Origin of the sequence: Agrobacterium tumefaciens, from assembly GCF_005221385.1 — a bacterium.
In the GTDB taxonomy this organism is placed as follows: domain Bacteria; phylum Pseudomonadota; class Alphaproteobacteria; order Rhizobiales; family Rhizobiaceae; genus Agrobacterium; species Agrobacterium tomkonis.
This window is the reverse complement of sequence record NZ_CP039903.1, coordinates 1,145,175-1,166,454: the sequence shown is the minus strand read 5'-3', so window position 1 is coordinate 1,166,454 and position 21,280 is coordinate 1,145,175. Positions and strand designations below refer to the sequence as shown.

Below are 21,280 nucleotides of genomic sequence, written 5' to 3'. Positions count from 1 at the left end.
CGGCGATGACTTACGATAACGGCGTGGAAAATATTCTGCTAACCGGCGCCACCGGCGTCATGGGCGGACGCCTGCTGCAGGAACTGCTGAGTACAACGAAAGCCACGGTCTATTGCCTGGTGCGTGCCGCCGACATGGCGGAAGCGATGGGCAAGGTAGAGAGCATCCTCTTCTGCTATGACGAGGAACGTGGCCTAAAAGGGGAAGCCGCCGCCCGCATCGTGCCTGTTCTCGGCGATGTTTCCAGATCACATCTCGGCCTGCAAAGGCAGGTATGGCGTGATCTTGCCGAAAAGATCGATCTTGCGCTGCATTGCGCGGCCAATGTCAATCTCATCGCATCCTACAGCAAAATAGCGCCGGTCAATGTCGGCGGTTCGGCCAATATGGTGGAGTTTTGCCTCGAGGGTAAAATTCCATTGATGCATACATCGAGCTTCAGCGTTATCGGCGACAAGCTCTATGAGGAGTTTACGCTCTATGAGGATGCGCTCGACGTCGGCCAACGTTTTCCGGACATGGATTACGAACGTTCCAAGTTCGAGTCGGAAAAGCTGATGCACGCCGCCGGGCAAAAGGGTCTCGATTTCATCATCGTACGCCCCGGCAATATATGGGGTGATAGCCGCACCGGTCGTTATCCGCTGACGCAGACCAAGGTAAAGGGTATCTATTACGAAGCGGTGCGCGCCATTGTGGAAACCGGCTTCACCTTCGCTTCGGACGAGGATTTCGACATCACTCCGGTTGATTACGTGGCGCGGGCGAGCTTGCATCTCGCCATGAACTGGCGAGCCCATAACCGCCGCACCTTCAATCTCGTCAATCCGAAACCGATCGACTGGAACGCGCTGGTGGAACAGGTGCGAGATTGCGGCTACGTGGTGCGCGAATTGTCACGCGACAATTATTTCGATGCGCTCAACCAGGGCCGGATGCTGCGGGAGGGCAAGGCCTATAGCTCGGTTTTCACCGATCTTCTGTCGATGCTGGGCAATGCCGATTATGTGCGTGACAGCGCCAGATACGACACCGGCAATGCCCGACAGGCACTCGCCGGAACGGGAATCAGCTGCCACGAATGCGATGTGATGCTGATGATGCGTTATCTCGATTACGCCTTCGAAAAAGGTTTCCTGCCGCTGGCTGGAAGCGGTTTTCCACTGGCGGAAATTTCGAGGACCGTTGCGCCGCGCGGTTTCATGGAGCGGCTTTACGACGCGAAGCTGGTTTAACTTCTGCGCCATGCAGTTCGGCTGCTAGTCGTGCAAAGCCATGTCGCGCATCAGGGCGCTGCCTTGATCCGAATGCAGCGATCCGTCGTCGATCGACGCGGTAACTGTTGTGTCGATTGCCGGCCTTTTGTCGGGGAGCGTCCTTGCGGCGAAAACAGCAAGGACAAGCAGCGCCAGTCTGAAGGCGATCGTGCGGCTGGCTTCCGTTTTTCGATGACGATTGGGTGACGCCCAAACCGACTGCCTGCAAAGGTGGAGCTGAGGTTGGAGTTTTCGAGTGGCGCCAACCATGGCATTATCTGGTCTTGACCGTCGCGTTCCCTATGATTTGGTTCCATAATCTATCTTATGCGATTATCGTATGTAAGGGCTATTTAGTAATGCGACAGTTGGGCCAGTTAGAGATGCGACAGTCTCGCCTCTCGACGCACTGGTCAAAGCCAACGTTGGGAGCAAGGATGACGATCTTCAGCCTGGTCGAGACCATGAGCGGTCGGAGTCGTCATGTCCTTTTTGATCACCATGTCGCAGAAAGAATTGCATCGCCTCGAACTTATCCAGAAGATCCGTGACGAACGCCTGAGCGTCGTCCAGGCGGCGGACCGGCTCGACCTCAGTCGAAGTCAGGTCCATCGGCTGCTGCAGGCCTATGACCGGGATGGCCCGGCCGGGCTCGTTTCGAAGAAGCGATCACAGCCAAGCAACCGGCGCCACAGCGAGGAATTTCGCAATGCGGCGCTGGATCTGATCCGCGAACGCTATCTGGATTTCGGCCCAACGCTGGCGCGTGAGAAGCTGATCGAGCTGCACCGGATCTCGGTCGCCAAAGAGACGCTGCGGCAATGGATGACCGAGGCCGGAATCTGGATCTCGCGCCAGGAACGCAAGAAACGGGTTTTCCAACCACGTGGCCGACGTGATTGCTTTGGCGAACTGGTTCAGATCGATGGTTCGCATCACTGGTGGTTCGAGAACCGCGGCCCCAAATGCGCCCTGCTCGTCTATATCGATGATGCCACCGGCAAGCTTCTGCATCTACGCTTTGCCGGATCGGAGAACACGTTCGACTATCTGCATGCTACGAAGGCCTATCTACAGCAATGGGGCAAGCCGCTGGCCTTCTACAGCGACAAGCACGGCGTTTTCCGCTCGCTGCATGCGTCGAAGAAGGACCGCACCAGCGGACTGACGCAGTTTGGCCGTGCTCTTTATGAGCTAAACATCGACATCATTTGTGCCAACACCCCGCAGGCTAAAGGCCGGGTGGAGCGTGCCAATCAGACGCTGCAGGATCGGTTAGTGAAAGAGATGCGGCTTCGCGGCATCGACACGATTGAAGAAGCCAATGCCTTTGCACCTGAGTTCATTGCGGATTTCAACATTCGTTTCGGCAAGCTGCCACGCAATCCGAAGGACATGCACAGACCGCTGGCCGATCAGGAGAACCTCGATGGCGCCATGTGCCGCAAGGAAGTCCGCACCCTGTCGCAATCTCTGACACTGCGTTACGACAAGGTGCTGTTCATTCTCGATCCGACCGAGATATCCAGGCCATTGGCGGGCCAGAAGGTGATCGTGTGCGATTATCCCGACGGCCGGCTCGAGATCATGCACGAGAGCTTTGCCCTGCCCTATAGAACCTTCGACACGTTACGCTCGGTACATCGCGCCGAAGTCGTAGACAACAAGCGACTGGATGACATGCTGTCGCTGGTTGCCGAGATGCAGGCTGGTCGCGAACAGCAACGCAGCAAGGACGGCCATCGCCGCACCGGTCAGACGGATCATATGTTCGGCATTCGCGACGGCAGCACGGCGAACGGCTATCAGAAGCGTGGCCGCAAGCCGGGACGACGCACGGATTTCATGAATGATCCGGAGGTGATTGCGAGAAGGCAGAAAGCGCTTGCTCGAATGGAGGCGGCTGAATAAGGCCGCTTTCGGCCCGAAGGAGACATTGTATTAGACTGATACGATACCGGCCCGCTTTTCAGATCGAGTAAAAATGATAGACAATTGTCGCTCTGATCCAGAGATGCAGGAGTCGCCATTGCCAAACGTGTCGCTCGTACACAGAATTGAGCAATCGCTTTTGTCATTATGTCGTCGGGAAATTCTTCCGTCATCTGCGGCAAGTTCCTTCCTGCTTAACGGGCGGGCGCTGGAAGCACTCCCGTATCATCTCATCAAAGAGATGGAAGACATCGGAATGGACCTCGAGATTGCGGCTTGGCACGATGAAGAAGAGTTTAGTCCAAATATTCGCCCTGTTATCTCCCGTGCAGAAGAGTGGCTGGCGAAGGTTCCTCGGTAACTTTTCGCTGAGAACTGATGACCGGTATTGGCGCAAAGCAGTCGCCACAACTGAGGAAGCTAAAGCCGAAGAGGGAGTTTCATTACCCGCCCCCTCCCTACCCTTGCAACCCGGCCCAGCCGGTCCGGTCGGGGGCTGATTGTCGGAGCCAGTGTCGCATTTCTAACGGGCCAGCGGCGTCGCATCTCTAATCAGCTTTGACATCGTATGTAGCGCCCATTTAGTAATGCGACACTTGGGCCAGATAGAAATGCGAACCTCTCCTCGCATAACGCTGGTCAATGTCAACGTTGGAAGTCGCCACGCCCTGTTCGACCACAATTTCAGAAAAATTGCACCGTGCCACGGCTGTCTGCAGCGCAAACGCAATCCCGGTCGACGACCGCGTTCATGACTGACCCGTGTTTGCAAGATAGGCCTTGAATAGACATCACACCCGGTTTTTACCGGGAATGTCGCAGGGCCAATCTGCGCATTTGCGCAGTATCGAACGGGCAGATTTCATGGTTTCTGTCGCGCAGCAGACATCCGGGCCGTGGCGCTTAGTCGGTTGTCAGCCCCGATCCCGGCATAGCCCCTAGAATTCGACAGCAGAACAGCCTTGGAACAGAAAATCAATTCTCACTTGTCTCGCAGATCGCTGCTTACCCTGGCCATCAGTTCATTCCTGGCTGCAGGTTGCGAGCAGGTTCCCAAGACGAAACTCGAAGTTGTCGCGGCTACCCTGCCCGAAAATAAAAATGAAACGACGACAGCCCCAAAAACGGCGAAGGACAACAGGCCAAAGCCTGCGGGTACCGGTTTCGCTTACGACGAAATTTATGCTGCGCTGGCGGATGGTGGCTTTGATGTTCCTGCAGTCAATTACCGCGCCATTGACCCACAATACCTCCGACAGGAGGTCGAATACATCACCGCAGAGCCTGCCTATTCCATTGTCGTAGATACAAATGAGCGGTTCCTCTACTGGGTTCTTCCCCGTGGCCGAGCCATACGTTACGGCGTGGGGCTCGGAACTCAGGGACGGTCATGGAAAGGGCGCGCTGTCGTTCAGTGGAAGCAGAAATGGCCAAGGTGGAAGGCGCCGGACGATATGATCGCACGCAATCCTGAACTCAAGCCCTACGGTGTTGAAGCAGGTGGAATGGCCCCCGGCCCCAGGAATCCTCTCGGTGCGCGCGCCATGTACATTTTCCAGAACGGCAAGGATACGCTCTATCGTATTCACGGATCACCAAGCTGGAGAACCATAGGCAAAAACTCTTCCTCGGGTTGCGTAAGAATGCTGATGCAGGATGCGATCGATCTTTATGATCGAGTGAAAGGGAAAACACCCCTTTTGGTCATCTGATAACGTCAATCTGAGCGGGAAATGATCAAGAATAACCGCTGCGGGTCAAATTTACGCCATAAACGACACCATATCTCGCGGTCGTTCGGTTTAGCGGATCTGGGGCCTTTCGGTCGTGGAAACGCCAGATCACAGCGCTCCAGACCTCGTGATTGAGGCGTGGGGCAACACATATCGAGCAGCGGGAGAGACCGATTTCTCCCAACATCGGCGCCGACGGAGCAACCACCCCGGAAACTCTCAGGCAAATGGACCGCTGCAAGATCATACAAACTCTGAAAAGCGGGCTTATTGCTCGCGCCGATGGTGTAAGTTCGCCGAAACACGGTGAGCGAATCTCTCAGGCCAATGACAGAGGGGGTGCCAAAAGCCCAAGAAAACGGGCAAGGAGCACCTATGGCTGGAAGTCACCCTTCCCTATCGACAGTCGATTGCGTTGACGCAGTTTCAAGACCATTTTCATTGACAATGGCGGCAATTCCATTTGCCGCACACGACCTTGGCAGGCGTTGCGGATTCCTGCGCGCCGGCGCTCATGCCAGCCGGCGTCAGCGGCGGCATTTCACCCCATTCACCTTCAAAATTTGAACGGTTCTACGCGGTTTCACCGGGCAATGGCGCTCGACAGGTGTGGCGCAAGCACCTCGCGATCCGCCATCTCGCGATGAGATCCGTATGCGGTTCTTGTACGAACACACCTAATTCAGGAAATTTAAAATGGTCGATTGGGAAGACTTGCGATTTTTCTCCGCCTTTGCTCACCACGGTTCGATCACGGCAACCGCCAAGGCGCTACGGGTTGATCATACGACCGTCAGTCGGCGCATCACATCGCTGGAAACCTCACTTTCGGTAAAGCTTGTGGATCGCAGGCCACGATCATATGTGCTGACCGATATGGGCCGCGACGTCGCGAACTTCGCCGAGGATATGAGCAGATCGGCATTTGCTCTGAGCCGCTGCGCCGGTTCCGGTCAGAACGGTATCGAAGGTGATATCGTGGTATCCGCGCCGCCATCGCTGCTCTACAGCTTCATTGCGCCGCAAATCTCCGCGCTGCAATCTCAGCATCCTGACGTAAGGCTCCGTCTTGTCGGCACCATGGAGGCGATGTCCCTCTCCAAGGGAGAAGCGGATATTGCCATCAGCCTGAAGAGGCCGAGCGAAGCCACGCTGGTTGCGCGTCGCCTTGGACAATTTTCCTATTTCCTCTATGCCGACCCTGCCTACCCGACGAGAAACGGCCCTCCTCTCTATATCAGTTACGATGATACCATGCGGGAGTCGGATCACTATCGCTGGCTTGATGACAGGCTTTCTGCCGACGAGGTGTTCATGTGCAGCAACGACCTGCGCATACAGGCTGCTGCTGCCGCCGGCGGCTGTGGGGTGGCGCTGCTGCCCGCCTACCTCGCCGCGGAACACGGTCTTGTGAGGTTCGATCCACTCGATCCGGGTGTCAGGATCGACGTTTGGCTGGTGATCCACGAAGACGTGCGCGACACGCCACGGATACGTGTTGCCATGGACTTTATCAGTGAAAGTCTCAAGCCCTTGTGGCGTTCCTGATTATGTGCAGATCAAGCCTGCGCCATTGCCGAATTTTCCGGGATTTGGCGCGGTGTAAAATGCCGCGTGACAGGGTCTGTCCTGCGCGCGTGCGGTGACCGGTTGGACCTGCCCGCATTCCCACCCTATTCCCGATACGTGAGCGTGGAGTATTTTCATGTCTTTGATTGCTCGTTACAGGAGAGGTACCGTCGGATACCTTGTTCTCCCTGCCAAAAAACGCGGCGCAAAAATTTCCGCTCGAAATCGTAAGCGGGTGGGCCTTCTAATCGTGGCATTTGCGATCGGTTATGCCGCGATCGCAGTCCGCCTTTTGCAATATGGCTATTTTTCCGAGAGCGAAGCGACGGCGAGTATTCCACGATCACCCCATATAATCGCCTCCCGCCCCGACATTCTGGACCGCAATGGCCAGCTTATCGCAACGGATATCAATCTCATCTCGCTTTATGCGGAGCCTCGCCGCGTTGTTGATGCAAATGAGGCCATTGAAAAGCTCGCCTCTGTTGTTCCCGACCTGGATTGGGCTGATCTGCACAGAAAACTAACGTCTGACTCCGGTTTCCAGTGGATCAGGAGACAGCTTACGCCGCGCCAGGAAGCTGAGATCATGCGCCTTGGCATTCCGGGCATCGGCTTCAGACCCGAAAAGCGGCGTTTTTATCCTGGCGGGCCAGTGGCATCTCACATTGTCGGGCATGTCAACATCGACAATCAGGGGCTGGCGGGCATTGAGCGCTATCTCGACAGGCAAGGCCTGGCAGACCTGCGTGGCGTTGGGCTTACCGATCCCACCCAGCTTGAACCCGTCCGGCTGTCCATCGATTTGCGTGTTCAGAGCATCGTGCATAACGTCGTTAGCGATGCCTTGAGGAACTATCGGGCGGAAGCGGCAGGTGCCGTCGTAATCGATGTCGACACAGGCGAGGTTCTCGCGATGGCGTCGGTCCCCGATTATGACCCGAATGAACCTTCGCGGCGCCTTGCCGATGGCACGATCGACAGGGACTATGAAAAGGGATGGTTCAACCGCATGAGCAATTCAGCGGTTGAAATGGGCTCCACCTTCAAGGCGTTCACCCTTGCCATGGGGATTGATGCAGGCGTCGTCAATCTGAACTCGGTGGTTGATGCCTCTCGCCCCCTGAAGATGGGTGGTTTCATCATCAGGGATTTTCACGGCCGAGGACGGCCGCTGACAATCCGGGAAGTCTTTCGCTATTCATCAAACATCGGCACGGCAAAAGTCGCGGATCTCGTTGGCCTGGAAAGTCACCAGCAGTTTCTCTTCAGATTGGGCCTGTTGTCAAAGATGCAGACGGAGTTACCGGAAATTGCTTCGCCCGCAGCGCCAAGGAACTGGAAAAAGATCAATTCCGCAACGATCTCCTTCGGTCACGGTCTGGCCACGACACCGTTACAGACGGCCGCGGCTGCGGCGGCTCTCGTAAACGGCGGCATGTTCCGGCACCCGACCTTCATCGCCGACAACGACAGGCGTCACCAAATCACCGGCAGGCGTGTCCTGCAGGCCTCGACCAGCGCAAAGGTCCGCGAGCTGTTCTGGTACAACGGCACCCAAGGTTCGGGCCGAAACGCCCAGGTGGCCGGTTTTGATGTGGGCGGGAAGACCGGGACAGCGGAAAAGGTTATCGATGGCAAATATGCGAAGAACCTGAACTTCAATACATTCCTCGCAGCATTCCCCATGCACCGCCCCCGTTATCTGGTTCTGTCGATCATAGACGCCCCACTTTCCGGCGAGCGCGGTGGGCGTCTTGCGGCCTTCAATGCCGCGCCGATGGTGCGCGATATCATTGAGCGCGCCGCACCTCTTCTCGGGGTTCGGCCGTCCTTCGGGAACCCGCAGGCATCTCCGTTGATGAACTACTGAATTGGCGATGAACCCATGTCATTCACAGATACTGAATTTTCGGGTTATTCGATGATCTTTCCCTCGACCAGCGACATTATCCATATCCTCTATTTCGTTGCGATTGTCGCAGAGGCGATGACAGCCGCACTCGCCGCCGGCCGTCGCGAAATGGATTGGATCGGCGTATTTTTACTTGGATGCATTACCGCCCTCGGCGGTGGGACCGTGCGCGATGTTTTTCTGAACCACTATCCGCTGTCGTGGGTCGAAAACCCCAGCTATCTCCTCGTGACGGGATTATCTGCGCTGGCGACGATCCCAATCGCCCGATACATGTATCAACTGCGCAAGATGTTCCTTTTTCTTGACGCAATAGGACTGGTCGTCTTCACCGTCATCGGCTGCCAGATTGCGTCAGGCCTTAACCTGCCGCTGGTTGTCGTGGTGGCGGCGGGAGTGCTGACTGGATGTCTGGGCGGCGTACTTCGGGATATACTGTGCAACGAAGTACCGCTGTTATTTCGTTCGGAACTCTATGCAATCGTCTCGGTCCTTACCAGCCTGATCTACTTGAGTGCGCCCCTTTTGGGTGCCTCTCACGCGATATCCTCGCTCGTCGCAATGGCCCTCGGGTTGATGCTCAGGCTCCTTGCAATACGCTTTAACTGGTGTGTACCGACATTCGTTTACACGAAGGACCCTCACTGAGGAGAGCTGCCGAAGCCGGAAGCTCAGGGGTCGTGGCATTAAAGGCTCCGAAAGGCGTGGCAACGACTGATCCAACAAGTAGATCGATGCAGCAGGTTCTTTCTTGAAATGGCCCAGCTTCCGGCTCTTCCAAGCCGGGCGTGTGGTCCCTACCCGCGCCCCGGTCGCCTGGGATGGCATATCGCGTCAATGTTTCGGGCTGAGACGGTCAAGTTTTCTGCGCAGCTCTGAAAACCGCCAGCTGATCGGCGAAGGCCCGCTTATAGGCGGGACGTGCTTCGCCTCTGGCCACATAAGCTGAAAGGTTCGGATATTCGTCGAGAATGCCTGAACTTATTATCCTTTGCAGGACCGACACCATCAGCAGATCGCCGGCGCTGAATGCGCCATCGAGCCAATCGGCTCCACCGAGGCGGCGGGACAATTCACCGAGCCGCTTGCGAATGCGTTCATCCACCATTCGAAGGCGTTCATCATGCCAGCTTTTGTCCCTTTCGAGAAAGCCGGTGACAAAGTGCTCGACGATCGGTGGCTCCATGGTGCTGAGGGCCGCAAACATCCAGCTTATCGCCCGCGCCCGCGCATCCGCCTCTTTGGGCAGCAGGCCGGCATGGTGCTCGGCTATATGGAAGATGATGGCACCGGATTCGAACAGAACGAGATCGCCCTCTTCATAGGTCGGAATCTGCCCGAAAGGCTGAAGCGTGAGATGCTCCGGTTCCTTCATCGCCTTGAACGAGAGAAGGCGCACATCATATGGCTGGCCCACCTCTTCCAACGCCCAACGAACGCGCATGTCGCGGGCGAGGCCCTTGCCGCCGTCGGGTGAGCGTTCAAAGGTGGTAATCGTGATCGTCATCGGTATTCTCCACAACATCGGGGTTTGGAGACGGCGTCGCGCAGTTTTTCGTGTCGGTTCTCAGAGCCGGCCGGAGCGGCATGGTAGCGTTTCGTCAGAATAGGCAAATCGACTATCGAAAACAATCCTGACTCACGCACGCGCCTTTGGGGCAGCAGTGTCTGCACCGAATATCTGCCATGGAACATCATTGCGCTTCACGGAAACTTCGCAAACTTCCCCTGCTCTGCGACGCCACCGGGGCGCGATGAAAAGGCTGGCCATTTTGCGCAGACACTCTAAGCTCCGGCGCCGGACACGGATTGCCGAAACCATCAGGATTTCAGTTCAAATCATTAGGGAGAGACTATCAGATGAGCCTGCGTATCAACGACATAGCACCTGATTTCACCGCCGAGACGACCCATGGGCCGGTGAGCTTTCACGACTGGATCGGCGACGGATGGGCGGTGCTGTTTTCGCATCCGAAGAATTTCACGCCGGTCTGCACCACGGAACTCGGCGCAATGGGCGGCCTGCAGCCGGAATTTGAAAAACGCGGCGTCAAGATCATCGGCATTTCTGTCGATCCGGTCGAAAGCCATGAAAAATGGAAAAACGACATCCGCACCGCGACCGGTTTCAATGTCGATTATCCGCTGATCGGCGACAAGGACCTGAAGGTGGCAAAGCTCTATGACATGCTGCCGGCCGGCGCTGGCGACAGCTCCGAGGGCCGCACGCCTGCCGACAACGCCACCGTGCGCTCCGTTTTCGTCATCGGTCCAGACAAGAAGATCAAGCTGGTCCTCACCTACCCGATGACCACCGGCCGCAATTTTGAGGAAATCCTTCGCGCCATCGATTCCATCCAGCTCACGTCCAAGCACCAGGTGGCGACACCGGCCAACTGGAAGCAGGGCGAGGATGTCATCATCACCGCCGCCGTTTCCAACGAGGATGCGATCGCCCGTTTCGGTTCTTACGACACGGTTCTTCCGTATCTGCGCAAGACCAAGCAGCCCGGCTGATTTGAAGCCTGTGATGGGGCGGTGAAACATCATCGTCCCATTCTCCCTTAGGTACGACAGCAGGCTCTAGCCGGCGTCCTGCCTGACGACGCGCAGCATTGGCCGGGCATCGAGTTCGGCGGGCGTAAAACGCGCAAGAAGGTCGAAAGATGTTATGGCTTCGCCGGCAGCGAAGCGTCGCCCGTTGACGACGAGATGCCCGAGGCCGAATAGGGTGAGAAGCGCTTCCGTCGCATCTCCGGCCGGGGTTTCGAAAAGCAGATTCGTCTGGCCGAAATGTTCCAGACCCGTTGTCCAGGCCCTGATCTTTTCCCCCTCCTCCGTCACGAAGGCTCCGAAGGCCAGCATCGCCGCCATTTGCTGCGGTTGGTCGAGATGGCTGTTTGCATAATTCAGATAGTCATCGAGATTGGCGCGGCCGACGATCATGTCGAGATAATGCAATGCAACGGCCTGCATGGGAGCGACCTGATGAATGCCGAGCAGGGCTGAGGCGATCTCGTTATGGGCGATTTCAGGATTGTCCTCATCCGCCATGATGAGGAATCTGAACTCGCACTGATGTGTTGCGCGGCTGAAATCGTCATATGCCGCTTTGGCATCGACGCAAAAGGTCTTTGACCAGTCGACCCTGGCCTCTGCGACTGCCGGATATTGGGCCGGCGCAACCGGCGCCGCTACGACCGGCCCGGGACTGCCGACAAAAACCCTGGTCGAACCGCGCAGGCCGTCAAAAACGCCCTTTTCGCTCAGCCGCTCACATTCATATCCCTCCTCGCCCCACGCTTGTGTGAGGGTCAAATCAGAGATCGTGGGTTCGCTGTCGAAATAGAGTGTCGCCTTGAAAAATAGAGTGTCGCCATTTGCCATTGCAAATTCCCGTCCATGGCATTTCCTGCGCTCTATGGCTTTATGATCCCGCCATGATAGTCAAGCCGGTACGTCTCGACATGGCCCCGGTAAATGCGCTCAATGCCGGTGAAGGACCGGAATTCACCTTCATTCGTATCGACATAGACCAGATTTTCCACCGGGTGGGTGAAGCCGCCAAGGAACCGGCCCTCACGATAGAGCGTGGAAAGCGACCGCTGAATGACACTGCCAGCCGTGGCGCCGTCGATCATGTCGGGCCGGAGGATGCGGCCGTAATAACTCATCGCCCACACCGCCGTTCCCTGATGCCAGACGACCTCCTGCCCGATGAAATCGGTTCCCCCGAAATAGCTGTCGATATAATGCCAGTCGCCGCTCTGATAGCCGAGATCGTGTGATCCCTTGCGCGTGGGCGTCGCGGATTTGTTGCCGCCGCCGACATAAGTGGCAGACTTGGCCCGCACGATGAACTCTTCCAGCATGGGAAACCTTTCGGGGTAAGAACATAAAGGGAACATAGGCGATTTTCAGCGTGGTCGCAAGTGCGGCCCCTACTCGGCATCGAACCCGCATTTCAGCAATGACGGGCTTGGTAATCGCGGCGTTTGCGCTTAGAAGCGTGGCAGGAATTATCCGAAAAGAGTGCCCATGACGCAAAAGCCGCAAATCTATGTCGATGCCGATGCCTGCCCCGTGAAGCCGGAGATTCTCAAGGTGGCGGAACGACATGGGCTGGAAGTGACCTTTGTTGCCAATTCCGGTCTGCGCCCATCGCGTGATCCCATGGTGAAAAACGTCATTGTTTCCGCTGGTTTCGACGCCGCGGACGACTGGATCGCCGATCATGCGAGTGAGAACGATATTGTCATCACCGCCGATGTGCCGCTGGCCGGCCGCTGCGTCGCCAAGGGGGCGCTTGTGACCGGGCCGACGGGTCGCGTTTTTGACCAGTCGAATATCGGGATGGCGACGGCGATGCGCGATCTTGGCGCGCATCTGCGCGAAACCGGTGAGAGCAAGGGATATAACGCAGCTTTTTCACCGCGCGACCGCTCCGCTTTTCTGGAGACGCTTGACCGCTTCTGCCGCCGTGTCAAAAAATGATGCTGCAAACAGAAAGGTGCCGCCCATGACCACGGCCAAACCGAAAAGCCCCACGACTACAGGAAGCAATGCCTTTCGCCGACATCAGCCTTTCGTGTTCGCTTTTTTCGCCGGTGCTCTTGGTCTCGGTCTGGCATTAGCCTTTGCGCCGTCGCTTGCCGTAGAAATGGCGGCCGTTCTGTTTTTCTTGACCTATCTGACGCTGGTTGCCTTTCGTCTGCCGGGATTGACGGCGCAGCATCTGAAGGCCCATGCCGATAGCGACGATCTTCCGGCAATCGCCATCATCGCCGTCACACTGCTTGCGGTGGCGGTTGCCGTTGTCTCTTTGTTTCAGGCGCTCAATCACACGGGCGAGACCGTCTGGACCCTGCTCATCGCTTTTGCCTCGGTGATTTTCGGCTGGTTGACGATCCACACCATGACGGCCCTGCACTATGCGCATTTGTACTGGCGGCCGGCCACGGTGGATGGCAAGCGCCAGCATCGCGGCGGCATGGATTTTCCGGCGACGAAAGAACCCTGCGGTTACGACTTCCTCTATTTCGCCGTGGTGATCGGCATGACAGCGCAGACATCGGATGTGGGGGTGACAACGACCGCCATGCGCAAGGTTACGCTGCTGCACTCCATCGTTTCTTTCTTTTTCAATACGGTTCTGGTTGCGGCGGCTGTGAATGCCGCGGTCTCGCTTGCGGGCTGAACCGGAAAACTCTTCTCAAAGGAATGGCCTCATGAATATCATTTCGCAAAATACGGCTTTTGACGGCATGCAGGGCGTATTTTCGCACACATCTGAAACCCTGAAATCCGAGATGACCTTTGCGGTCTATGTGCCGCCGAAAGCGATCCACGAGCCCTGCCCGGTTGTCTGGTATCTCTCCGGACTCACCTGCACCCATGCCAATGTCATGGAAAAGGGCGAATATCGCCGCATGGCTTCCGAACTGGGCTTGATCATCGTCTGCCCGGACACCAGCCCGCGCGGCAATGACGTGCCGGATGAGCTGACCAACTGGCAGATGGGCAAGGGTGCCGGCTTTTACCTCGACGCCACCGAGGCGCCGTGGTCCGAGCACTACCATATGTACAGCTACGTGACGGAAGAGCTGCCGGCCCTCATCGGCCAGCACTTCCGTGCAGATATGAGCCGCCAGGGCATCTTCGGCCATTCGATGGGCGGCCATGGTGCAATGACCATTGCGCTCAGGAACCCCGAGCGTTTCAAAAGCTGCTCCGCCTTTGCACCGATTGTGGCACCCTCTTCCGCCGACTGGTCAGAACCGGCGCTCGAAAAATATCTCGGTGCCGACCGTGCCAAATGGCGCCAATATGACGCCTGCTCACTGGTTGAGGACGGCGCCCGTTTTCCCGAGTTCCTGATCGATCAGGGCAAGGCAGACAGTTTCCTTGAAAAAGGTCTGCGCCCCTGGTTGTTCGAAGAGGCGATCAAGGGCACGGATATCGGCCTGACATTGCGCATGCATGATCGCTACGACCATTCCTATTATTTCATCTCCACGTTCATGGATGACCATCTGAAGTGGCACGCCGAGCGGCTGAAATAAGGATGAAGACAAGGCTGGCGGCGCCCTGAGAGCGCCGCCCTTTCAGGCCTGGCCTGATATTACGGGATGCGGGCAATGACCTTGATCTCGAAATCGAATCCGGCGAGCCAGTTGACACCAACGGCAGTCCAGTTCGGGTACGGAGATTTGCTGAAAATCTCCTCTTTGACCTTCATGATGGTTCCAAACTGGTTTTCCGGGTCCGTATGGAACGTCGTTATGTCGACTATGTCGTCAAAGGTGCAGCGCGCCGCCTCAAGCGTGGCTTTCAGGTTCTCAAAGGCCAGCCGGACCTGCCGTTCAAAATCCGGTTCAGGCGTTCCGTCGGTACGGCTGCCAACCTGGCCGGAAACGAACAGAAGGTCACCGGAGCGAATAGCTGCGGAATAGCCGTGTTCCTCGTAAAGCGCGTGCCTGTTGGCAGGGAAAATCGCTTCGCGTTCGGTCATTTTGCATCTCTCTCTTGGGTTGAGTGACAATGGACGGCGAAGCACTGCTTTCAACACTTCGAACGTCATTTCACATACGTTACGTATGCGAGATAGTGACGTACGCAGCGTATGTCAATTAAGATACGTAACGTATGTGAATCTATGGACGTCATGACGCATTTTTTTTTGAGGCAGAGGTTTCCACAGCGAAAGAGAAGAATAGCTTTCGCGCGCTTGCCTCGCGTCCCGTTTATGGAAAAAGCGCCGTCGCCAGTGTCGTCGGGCCGGAGCGGTTCAGCCGGAATTCACGGATCACCCTTTCGGCGACGCCATAAGCCAGCTCCTGCTCGATGGACTGATTGTCGAAGCTGACAACGGTGGCGGTGAATTTGGCCTCGGCGATCACCTCGCCCGTTGCCACGGCCGCGGCACGGACGATCACCTTTGCTGAGGCCCGCTCTCCAAACAGGAACGGCGCGCGCGTGACGGATGCAAGACGGATCGTCAGCACAACGCGTGGTCTGGTCTCGCCACGCGCCGTCGTCCTGATAGCACTCTGTACCTGAGCATGGATGGACTGCATCAGTGCTGGCGCGACATCGGGGCGTGCGGCGACGAATGCGCCACGCACATCGTAAAGCAACCGGTCGGCATTGGTCGCTTCCGGTTCCAGCCTGAAAGACATGAGCGTGAAACACGCCAGCAAGACAATGCCAAGGCGTTTCAGCGTGGTGTTCATGATCAGCGGCTCCCCTAACGTGAGGTAACCGCATATTCGATCATCAGGGTTAGAAAAGCGTTAAGAAGCGCTCTTCAGCGACTCCAGAACATGGAGCGCGGCGCGCATGTCGATGAGCCTGACGGCGCGGCGTTCCAGCGCCTCCTCGTCCTCACCCCATTGTTCGGCGGTCCAGTCTTCGTCGAGATGGGCAAGCGCCCAGGTTTCTTCCAGCGTCAGCTGTCTTTCCGCCAGTGCGAGCGCCAGAATAGCGGAGCCGGTCAGCGAGGTCATGGTATGCAGGGCGGCAAGCCCAATCGGCGTATCGTATTTCCTCAGCGTCACCGCGAAGGCAGCTATGGCCTCGCGCGGCTGGTCGCGATGCATGACGCCTTCAACGAGAATGAAACGGGCACCGAGCACATTGGCGGCCCAGTCCAGCACCGGGTCCCAATGGTCAGTCTGACGCTGAACCAGCGCTTCCGGATCGCCGGCGCGGTAGCACAGGAGATCGGAGGAGGAAAAACGGAGAATGTCTTCGAAAACCGCCTGGGTGTCGTTGGCGATGCCGTCGATGGCCGTGTTCACGTGCCGCGAAACAGGCATAACCACCGGGTTCACCACTTCCTTCTGCGCATCCCATTCGTCGCGAAGCAGGTCCGCGAGCGCCTTCGTCGGAACGATCAGCGGCTTCTTGGCGGGTGTGCGCAACGGCTTGCCATCAAGATGGATGGTAAATCCGCCCTCCTCCACATCCGCGACGGTCACATCCTTATAGAACCGCTTCGGCAAAGGCTTCTGCATCTGGATTTGCGCACGCAGGATCGGGTCGGGATGGCTCAGGCCCTCCGTAAGGTCGTTCAGGAGATCACGCATGGCACGTCCTCATCAGTCAGCTAGAAGGTTTGTCAAATATCGGCCGGAACATAGGCCGGGATTTCACGCGGGTGGCCGACGACGGCATCTGCGCCCGCGTTCCAGAGATCGTCGACCGAGGCATAACCCCAGGCGACGCCGATGGCTTTTGCGCCCGCCGCCTTGGCCATCTGCATGTCATAGATTGCGTCGCCGATGACAACAGTGTCGGCCGGAACCATGCCGGTTTCATGGCAGCATTCCATTACCATGGCCGGATGCGGCTTAGAGGGGCAATCATCCGCCGTGCGCGAAACGATGAAGTGATCTGCAAAACCGTGAGTTTCGAGAATATGGGTCAGCCCGCGCCTGCCCTTGCCGGTGACCGCGCCGATCAACACGTCGTCGCGTTTCGAAAGCGCGTCGATCAGCGGCGCGATGCCGTCGAAAAGCGGTTCGATCATGCCCGGGCGCTCCCGGATCGGATGATAGATTTCGCGATAACGCGCCGTCATCGCCTGCGCCTCGTCATCCACATGCGTCTTGCCGAGCATGCGGGCGATGGCGATATCGAGCGTCAGGCCGATGATCGCCTTGGTCTGCGAGATATCAGGGCGCGGCTTTCCGAAATCGGCAAACGTGTCGGCCATCACGGCATGGATAAGGCCGGCGCTGTCAACCAGGGTGCCGTCGCAATCGAAAAGAACCAGTTTCATCTGATGTCAGTCTTCCCTATCGCCATCGGCCACATCAAGGCCAAGCAGGTTCCAAGTCTGCACCATATGCGGCGGCAAAGGCGCGCTGACCCGAAGGCGGCCGCCGTTAGGGTGCGGTATGTCGATATGGCGCGCATGCAGATGCAGGCGCTTCTGGATACCGCCCGGGAAATCCCAGTTCGGATCGTCGATGTAATATTTGGGATCGCCGATGATCGGGTGTCCCATATGCAGCGCATGAACGCGAAGCTGGTGGGTGCGGCCGGTATAGGGTTCCATTTCCAGCCAGGCGAGGTTCTGCGCGGCGGTATCGATGACACGGTAATAGGAAATGGCGTGATCGGCCCCCTCCTCGCCGTGTTTGGCGATGCGCATGCGGTCGCCATCCATCGTCTGTTCCTTGACGAGCCAGGTGGAAATCTTGTCCTGGTGTTTGCGCGGCACGCCCTTGACCAGCGCCCAATAGGTCTTCTTGGTATCGCGCTCGCGGAAGGCGGCCGTCAGCTTCTGCGCGGCGCCTCTTGTGCGGGCAACCACCAGCACGCCTGACGTATCGCGGTCCAGACGGTGCACCAGACGTGGCTTTTCGCCCTTCGGGCTCGTCCAGGCTTCCAGAAGCCCGTCAATATGCCGGTTTACGCCGGAGCCACCCTGCACGGCAATGCCGGCCGGCTTGTTGAAAACGAAAACCTTGTCGTCCTCATGCAAGAGCATACGCGCCAGAAGTTCAGCGTCTTCCGAATGTTTGAGGTCCTTCGATCCAATCGGGCCGGTTTTGACCTTGAGGTCGGAATCAACGGGCGGCACGCGCACCATCTGCCCCGGCTGCACCCGCGCATCCGTCTTCACCCGACCGCCATCCACGCGCACCTGGCCGGAGCGCAGCAGCTTCTGCAATTGCCCGAAACCAAGGCCCGGATAGTGAATCTTGAACCAGCGATCGAGGCGCATACCGGCCTCGTCGGCCTCGACCTTGATATGCTCGATACCTGCCATGAAATTTCCAGTCTTTCTGTCTTGATCGCGCGCTCTGTTCGCCGGCGCGCCGTTTGGATCAAGCCTTTAGAACAAACTGCGGCCCAAGGCCAGCCCGGCAAAAACCGCAGCGATGGAAACCGCAAGGCTTGCAAGCACGTAAACGGCCGAAAGGCCGAACGCACCGCGCTCGAAAAGTGCTACCGCATCAAGCGAGAAGGACGAAAATGTCGTGAAGCCGCCAAGCACACCGGTGACGAGAAACAGGCGCATTTCCATCGAGGCATTCAATCGCCGCGCCACCAGCTCGACCAGAAGACCAATCAGGAACGATCCGACCACATTGACCGCCAGCGTTCCCCAGGGAAAATTCAACCCCGCCAGCCGAACGCTCAAGACGCCGACCAGATAACGGAAAACGGAACCAATTGCGCCGCCGGCGGCGACAAGAGCGATATTAACCATGGGGATTGTGTCTCCGGAGGAAATGGCCGGACCGGGCAGTCCAACGGATTTTTAGACCATCATAATCGCAGGCGAAAGCCCTCTACCCGCCGCATGCGTCCACTAAAATACGATTAAATTGCAGCTCCGCGATTTAGCCTTCCAACAAGACGCAGATGCTAATCTCCAATTTTTAAGGGTCGGCGAAAATAGCCGGAGGTTGGATGACACAGGTTCTTTCCGTTTCTGCGAATACGGCAGCCTATGCGCTGGAGGCAGTGAAGCCGTCGCAACGCGTGCCCCGCAAGAGCGAGGTCGAAGAAGCCATTCACGAACTGGCGCGCAAGGCCGAACATGGCGACGACTTCCAGCTCCGAGCCCTGATGACGGCAATAAAGCCGCCGGCGCTCACCCTCTATTTCCTGACCGCCGCCAGCCAGCGTCACGAACCGCAGGCGACGCTCGAACAGGCCGTAGAGGCCTATGAGGAAAACAATGCGAAAACCAAATCAGAAAACAGTAATTTAAATCAGTTTGATACCTGAATATTTTAATTTTATTTCTGAATACAGGCGCGCCATCAGCAGGCCTTCGACGTTCAGGCTGGTGTCAGGATGATTTTCTAAGTATTTTCAACCGAATGCCGGAAAAATCACGGAGGCGATGGCCATCACGCCTTTTCCGCCACGGCGCTGAAAACAAGATATAACAATAAAAAAGCTTGCGGCTACCGGATCTGTCACGCGTTCCGGTAGCCGCTCTTTATTGATCAGTTATGCTGGTGGTCGCCGCCGTTGCCCTTGGCCGCGCTGGCGGCAGAGAGTACGATCTCGACCTTACCGGCCTTTTCAAAGATCAACGTCACCGGCACTTTGTCGCCTTCGGCAAAGGGCTTCTTCACGTCGAAGAACATCATGTGCAGGCCGCCGGGCTTCAGCTCAATCGTCTGGCCGGCGGGGATGACGATGCCGTCATCCAGCTTGCGCATCTTCATGACGTCGTTGACCATGGCCATCTCATGGATTTCGGCGCGGCCGGAAGCGGAGGATTCCACGCCGATCAGCTTGTCGTCGCTGGTACCGGCATTCTTGATCGTCACGTAACCGCCACCAACCGGCTGGCCCGGCAGCATGGCCTTGGTGGCACCGCCGGAAACCTCAAGCATGCCGGCCTTCACAACATCCATATCCATGGCGCCATGATCATGGCCTCCGGCAGCATGGGCCGCCTTTGCGGCAACGCGAATGGTTGGGGCGGGGCTTTTCAGCGAATGCGGATCGACACCGGCGGCCGCAACCTCATCCCAGGAAACCTTTCCCTTGTCGCCGCAAAGCTGCGTCACCTTGAAGGGCAGATCCTGTCCGGCTTCGATGCCGGAGATTTTACCCTGAACGGCGAAGGTGTCATAAAACTCATCTGGCAGGTTGCCACCCTTCCAGCGGATTTCGACCGGACCGCTTTTGATTTCCTTGCCGTGGTTCTTGTAGGCCTTCTGGTAATCACCCTTGATGACTTCCAGCTCCCAGCCGGCCTTGGGCTGCGGCTTGGCGGAAATGAAGCCTTCCGGCAGCTTTATCTGCACTTCTGTCGTTGCAAGCCCGCCGTCGCAACCGTGCGGTACCTGCAGCGCCGCGACGACGGTGCTTTCCTGCTCGGCCGAGCCGTCAACGAAAGTGGCGTGGGCGAAAGCCTGCGCGGTCGAAACCGAGGCAACGAACAACGTGCAGGTGATGATTTTGGTGGTCTTCATGTCTCTTGTCCCTTCGACTGCATCCCATCAGGGCTTTGGCAGTCGCTCCGTGCCGCCCTCAGGCGGTGATGATCCGGTAAAACGAAAAATCAGGCGGACAGGGATGGAGGCCCCCGCGCTGCGGGTTTCTGGATCGTCAGGACAGAGCGGAAGCTCCATTTAGCGGTCAGGCGATTGTCGAGCCAAGAGAATTCGGTCCTCAGCCAGCCTTCCGTATCGGGTATCGGCACAAGAATGGACGAGGCCAGCAGGCAGGCCTCGCAAAACAGCATGGCATCGCCGGAATGGGCCGGATCGTCCTTGCCGTGGGAGACGTTGACGCCATCGCCGTGGCCAAGGCAGATTTCCGCAAAGGTGCCGTCCGGCAGCCGGTAGCTCTCGTCCAGAGAGACCGTCGGCGCTGCCGCCAGCACGGGCTTGTGGGCAAAACCGAGCGACAACATCAAGGCCGCGCAGAAAATGCGAAGCATTCTCTCCATCCCTGTCAGTCGTCGGTTTCTGTTTGCATCCATGACATCATGCGATATCCCGCTTTCCGGCCGATTTCAAAGGGGAATTTTGCCGCATGCTTGACTTCTCGCAAGGGAACAATCGTCACTAGGCGGCATTTCCCTGCTGGAACGATCGTTTCAAAGGAGGCAGACATGCCAGCCAAATCAAAAGCCCAGCAGAAAGCGGCGGGTGCAGCACTGGCCGCCAAACGCGGCGAAGTCAAAAAATCCAGTTTACAAGGTGCTTCAAAAAGCATGGAGAAGTCCATGACAGAAAAGGAACTTGATGATCTCGCATCAACGAAACGCAAGGGCCTGCCGGAGAAAAAATCCCACTGATATTGTCCCGGTTTCCAACTCGTCACCCACCACAGCGCTGCCGATGGCGCAGATGGAGCAAGAATCTGTTCAGATGCGTCATTTGGTCCTTGCC

25 protein-coding genes and 1 riboswitch are annotated in these 21,280 nt (G+C 57.3%); of the genes, 13 read left to right on the top strand and 12 right to left on the bottom strand.

Annotation, left to right across the window (positions count from 1 at the left end):
* Positions 1-5: 5 nt before the first annotated feature.
* Positions 6-1,235 (top strand): thioester reductase domain-containing protein, encoded by a 1,230-nt coding sequence (locus tag CFBP6623_RS05840; RefSeq protein ID WP_046800170.1) that lies wholly within the window; start codon positions 6-8, stop codon positions 1,233-1,235.
* A gap of 24 nt (positions 1,236-1,259) precedes the next feature.
* On the opposite strand, the gene CFBP6623_RS26710 is transcribed toward CFBP6623_RS05840, so the two are convergent.
* On the bottom strand, positions 1,260-1,526 hold the full coding sequence (locus CFBP6623_RS26710; RefSeq protein ID WP_046800171.1) for a hypothetical protein: 267 nt from the start codon (positions 1,524-1,526) through the stop codon (positions 1,260-1,262).
* Positions 1,527-1,739: 213 nt separating this feature from the next.
* On the opposite strand from CFBP6623_RS26710, the gene CFBP6623_RS05830 reads away from it, so the two are divergent.
* The 6 genes from CFBP6623_RS05830 (at position 1,740) to CFBP6623_RS05805 (ending at position 9,053) form a co-directional block, all read left to right on the top strand.
* On the top strand, positions 1,740-3,167 hold the full coding sequence (locus tag CFBP6623_RS05830; RefSeq protein WP_080842151.1) for an ISNCY family transposase: 1,428 nt from the start codon (positions 1,740-1,742) through the stop codon (positions 3,165-3,167).
* A gap of 118 nt (positions 3,168-3,285) precedes the next feature.
* Positions 3,286-3,549, top strand: a complete 264-nt coding sequence (locus tag CFBP6623_RS05825) for a hypothetical protein (RefSeq protein WP_137002500.1) — start codon at positions 3,286-3,288, stop codon at positions 3,547-3,549.
* A 601-nt stretch (positions 3,550-4,150) separates the two neighbouring features.
* Positions 4,151-4,900 carry a L,D-transpeptidase gene (locus CFBP6623_RS05820; protein ID WP_232370416.1) on the top strand — a complete coding sequence of 250 codons (750 nt, stop codon included), beginning with the start codon at positions 4,151-4,153 and terminating at the stop codon, positions 4,898-4,900.
* Positions 4,901-5,072: 172 nt separating this feature from the next.
* Positions 5,073-5,166, top strand: a riboswitch (glycine riboswitch).
* A 451-nt stretch (positions 5,167-5,617) separates the two neighbouring features.
* A complete protein-coding gene (locus tag CFBP6623_RS05815; protein ID WP_046800172.1) occupies positions 5,618-6,469 on the top strand; it encodes a LysR family transcriptional regulator in 852 nt (283 codons plus the stop codon).
* 157 nt (positions 6,470-6,626) lie between these two features.
* Positions 6,627-8,363: a peptidoglycan D,D-transpeptidase FtsI family protein gene (locus CFBP6623_RS05810; RefSeq protein WP_408606462.1), complete on the top strand. Its 1,737-nt coding sequence runs from the start codon at positions 6,627-6,629 to the stop codon at positions 8,361-8,363.
* Positions 8,364-8,414: 51 nt separating this feature from the next.
* The gene (locus CFBP6623_RS05805) at positions 8,415-9,053 is read left to right on the top strand and encodes a trimeric intracellular cation channel family protein (RefSeq protein WP_046800365.1); all 639 of its coding nucleotides are present in this window, start codon (positions 8,415-8,417) and stop codon (positions 9,051-9,053) included.
* Between the two features lie 208 nt (positions 9,054-9,261).
* Here CFBP6623_RS05805 and CFBP6623_RS05800 read toward each other — a convergent pair whose 3' ends face one another.
* Positions 9,262-9,912, bottom strand: a complete 651-nt coding sequence (locus CFBP6623_RS05800; protein WP_046800173.1) for a glutathione S-transferase family protein — start codon at positions 9,910-9,912, stop codon at positions 9,262-9,264.
* 353 nt (positions 9,913-10,265) lie between these two features.
* On the opposite strand from CFBP6623_RS05800, the gene CFBP6623_RS05795 reads away from it, so the two are divergent.
* Positions 10,266-10,922, top strand: a complete 657-nt coding sequence (locus CFBP6623_RS05795) for a peroxiredoxin (protein ID WP_035217366.1) — start codon at positions 10,266-10,268, stop codon at positions 10,920-10,922.
* Between the two features lie 66 nt (positions 10,923-10,988).
* Here the strand turns inward: CFBP6623_RS05795 and CFBP6623_RS05790 are convergent, their stop codons facing one another.
* Both CFBP6623_RS05790 and CFBP6623_RS05785 read right to left on the bottom strand, forming a co-directional pair.
* Complete coding sequence (locus CFBP6623_RS05790; protein ID WP_046800174.1) at positions 10,989-11,792, bottom strand: hypothetical protein; 804 nt, start codon at positions 11,790-11,792, stop codon at positions 10,989-10,991.
* Positions 11,793-11,824: 32 nt separating this feature from the next.
* Entirely contained in the window at positions 11,825-12,277 is a 453-nt protein-coding gene (locus CFBP6623_RS05785; RefSeq protein ID WP_046800175.1) for a DUF5680 domain-containing protein, read from the bottom strand.
* A gap of 166 nt (positions 12,278-12,443) precedes the next feature.
* Between CFBP6623_RS05785 and CFBP6623_RS05780 the strand changes: the two genes are divergently transcribed.
* From CFBP6623_RS05780 to fghA, 3 genes are read left to right on the top strand one after another with little or no spacing between them, the layout of a single operon-like run.
* A complete protein-coding gene (locus CFBP6623_RS05780) occupies positions 12,444-12,899 on the top strand; it encodes a YaiI/YqxD family protein (protein ID WP_046800176.1) in 456 nt (151 codons plus the stop codon).
* Between the two features lie 25 nt (positions 12,900-12,924).
* Positions 12,925-13,602: a DUF1345 domain-containing protein gene (locus CFBP6623_RS05775; protein ID WP_046800177.1), complete on the top strand. Its 678-nt coding sequence runs from the start codon at positions 12,925-12,927 to the stop codon at positions 13,600-13,602.
* A 31-nt stretch (positions 13,603-13,633) separates the two neighbouring features.
* Positions 13,634-14,467 carry an S-formylglutathione hydrolase gene (gene fghA, locus CFBP6623_RS05770; RefSeq protein ID WP_046800178.1) on the top strand — a complete coding sequence of 278 codons (834 nt, stop codon included), beginning with the start codon at positions 13,634-13,636 and terminating at the stop codon, positions 14,465-14,467.
* 59 nt (positions 14,468-14,526) lie between these two features.
* Here the strand turns inward: fghA and CFBP6623_RS05765 are convergent, their stop codons facing one another.
* The 6 genes from CFBP6623_RS05765 to crcB form a co-directional block, all read right to left on the bottom strand.
* Positions 14,527-14,916, bottom strand: coding sequence for a RidA family protein (locus CFBP6623_RS05765; RefSeq protein ID WP_046800179.1), 390 nt, complete (start codon positions 14,914-14,916; stop codon positions 14,527-14,529).
* 232 nt (positions 14,917-15,148) lie between these two features.
* Entirely contained in the window at positions 15,149-15,637 is a 489-nt protein-coding gene (locus CFBP6623_RS05760) for a hypothetical protein (RefSeq protein ID WP_046800180.1), read from the bottom strand.
* Between the two features lie 60 nt (positions 15,638-15,697).
* A complete protein-coding gene (locus CFBP6623_RS05755) occupies positions 15,698-16,492 on the bottom strand; it encodes an ATP12 family chaperone protein (RefSeq protein ID WP_046800181.1) in 795 nt (264 codons plus the stop codon).
* Positions 16,493-16,524: 32 nt separating this feature from the next.
* Positions 16,525-17,187, bottom strand: a complete 663-nt coding sequence (locus tag CFBP6623_RS05750) for an HAD family hydrolase (RefSeq protein WP_046800182.1) — start codon at positions 17,185-17,187, stop codon at positions 16,525-16,527.
* 6 nt (positions 17,188-17,193) lie between these two features.
* Positions 17,194-18,183, bottom strand: a complete 990-nt coding sequence (locus CFBP6623_RS05745; protein ID WP_046800183.1) for an RluA family pseudouridine synthase — start codon at positions 18,181-18,183, stop codon at positions 17,194-17,196.
* A gap of 66 nt (positions 18,184-18,249) precedes the next feature.
* Entirely contained in the window at positions 18,250-18,627 is a 378-nt protein-coding gene (gene crcB / locus CFBP6623_RS05740; protein ID WP_046800184.1) for a fluoride efflux transporter CrcB, read from the bottom strand.
* Positions 18,628-18,830: 203 nt separating this feature from the next.
* Here crcB and CFBP6623_RS05735 point away from each other — a divergent pair, with 203 nt between their 5' ends.
* Positions 18,831-19,151 (top strand): hypothetical protein, encoded by a 321-nt coding sequence (locus CFBP6623_RS05735; protein WP_046800185.1) that lies wholly within the window; start codon positions 18,831-18,833, stop codon positions 19,149-19,151.
* A 224-nt stretch (positions 19,152-19,375) separates the two neighbouring features.
* Here CFBP6623_RS05735 and CFBP6623_RS05730 read toward each other — a convergent pair whose 3' ends face one another.
* The gene (locus tag CFBP6623_RS05730) at positions 19,376-20,356 is read right to left on the bottom strand and encodes a copper chaperone PCu(A)C (protein ID WP_046800186.1); all 981 of its coding nucleotides are present in this window, start codon (positions 20,354-20,356) and stop codon (positions 19,376-19,378) included.
* Positions 20,357-20,445: 89 nt separating this feature from the next.
* Positions 20,446-20,826 (bottom strand): hypothetical protein, encoded by a 381-nt coding sequence (locus tag CFBP6623_RS05725; protein WP_080842152.1) that lies wholly within the window; start codon positions 20,824-20,826, stop codon positions 20,446-20,448.
* Between the two features lie 174 nt (positions 20,827-21,000).
* Here CFBP6623_RS05725 and CFBP6623_RS05720 point away from each other — a divergent pair, with 174 nt between their 5' ends.
* Positions 21,001-21,186: a DUF3008 family protein gene (locus tag CFBP6623_RS05720; protein ID WP_046800188.1), complete on the top strand. Its 186-nt coding sequence runs from the start codon at positions 21,001-21,003 to the stop codon at positions 21,184-21,186.
* Positions 21,187-21,280: the final 94 nt, after the last annotated feature.

Excerpts from the sequence above, each read along its gene's own strand:
- CFBP6623_RS05840 (WP_046800170.1), top strand. The coding sequence starts at position 6 with ATGACTTACGATAACGGCGTGGAAAATATTCTGCTAACCGGCGCCACC.
- CFBP6623_RS26710 (WP_046800171.1), bottom strand. The coding sequence starts at position 1,526 with ATGGTTGGCGCCACTCGAAAACTCCAACCTCAGCTCCACCTTTGCAGG.
- CFBP6623_RS05830 (WP_080842151.1), top strand. The coding sequence starts at position 1,740 with ATGTCCTTTTTGATCACCATGTCGCAGAAAGAATTGCATCGCCTCGAA.
- CFBP6623_RS05815 (WP_046800172.1), top strand. The coding sequence starts at position 5,618 with ATGGTCGATTGGGAAGACTTGCGATTTTTCTCCGCCTTTGCTCACCAC.
- CFBP6623_RS05810 (WP_408606462.1), top strand. The coding sequence starts at position 6,627 with ATGTCTTTGATTGCTCGTTACAGGAGAGGTACCGTCGGATACCTTGTT.
- CFBP6623_RS05805 (WP_046800365.1), top strand. The coding sequence starts at position 8,415 with ATGATCTTTCCCTCGACCAGCGACATTATCCATATCCTCTATTTCGTT.
- CFBP6623_RS05800 (WP_046800173.1), bottom strand. The coding sequence starts at position 9,912 with ATGACGATCACGATTACCACCTTTGAACGCTCACCCGACGGCGGCAAG.
- CFBP6623_RS05795 (WP_035217366.1), top strand. The coding sequence starts at position 10,266 with ATGAGCCTGCGTATCAACGACATAGCACCTGATTTCACCGCCGAGACG.
- CFBP6623_RS05790 (WP_046800174.1), bottom strand. The coding sequence starts at position 11,792 with ATGGCAAATGGCGACACTCTATTTTTCAAGGCGACACTCTATTTCGAC.
- CFBP6623_RS05785 (WP_046800175.1), bottom strand. The coding sequence starts at position 12,277 with ATGCTGGAAGAGTTCATCGTGCGGGCCAAGTCTGCCACTTATGTCGGC.
- CFBP6623_RS05780 (WP_046800176.1), top strand. The coding sequence starts at position 12,444 with ATGACGCAAAAGCCGCAAATCTATGTCGATGCCGATGCCTGCCCCGTG.
- CFBP6623_RS05775 (WP_046800177.1), top strand. The coding sequence starts at position 12,925 with ATGACCACGGCCAAACCGAAAAGCCCCACGACTACAGGAAGCAATGCC.
- fghA (WP_046800178.1), top strand. The coding sequence starts at position 13,634 with ATGAATATCATTTCGCAAAATACGGCTTTTGACGGCATGCAGGGCGTA.
- CFBP6623_RS05765 (WP_046800179.1), bottom strand. The coding sequence starts at position 14,916 with ATGACCGAACGCGAAGCGATTTTCCCTGCCAACAGGCACGCGCTTTAC.
- CFBP6623_RS05760 (WP_046800180.1), bottom strand. The coding sequence starts at position 15,637 with ATGAACACCACGCTGAAACGCCTTGGCATTGTCTTGCTGGCGTGTTTC.
- CFBP6623_RS05755 (WP_046800181.1), bottom strand. The coding sequence starts at position 16,492 with ATGCGTGATCTCCTGAACGACCTTACGGAGGGCCTGAGCCATCCCGAC.
- CFBP6623_RS05750 (WP_046800182.1), bottom strand. The coding sequence starts at position 17,187 with ATGAAACTGGTTCTTTTCGATTGCGACGGCACCCTGGTTGACAGCGCC.
- CFBP6623_RS05745 (WP_046800183.1), bottom strand. The coding sequence starts at position 18,183 with ATGGCAGGTATCGAGCATATCAAGGTCGAGGCCGACGAGGCCGGTATG.
- crcB (WP_046800184.1), bottom strand. The coding sequence starts at position 18,627 with ATGGTTAATATCGCTCTTGTCGCCGCCGGCGGCGCAATTGGTTCCGTT.
- CFBP6623_RS05735 (WP_046800185.1), top strand. The coding sequence starts at position 18,831 with ATGACACAGGTTCTTTCCGTTTCTGCGAATACGGCAGCCTATGCGCTG.
- CFBP6623_RS05730 (WP_046800186.1), bottom strand. The coding sequence starts at position 20,356 with ATGAAGACCACCAAAATCATCACCTGCACGTTGTTCGTTGCCTCGGTT.
- CFBP6623_RS05725 (WP_080842152.1), bottom strand. The coding sequence starts at position 20,826 with ATGCTTCGCATTTTCTGCGCGGCCTTGATGTTGTCGCTCGGTTTTGCC.
- CFBP6623_RS05720 (WP_046800188.1), top strand. The coding sequence starts at position 21,001 with ATGCCAGCCAAATCAAAAGCCCAGCAGAAAGCGGCGGGTGCAGCACTG.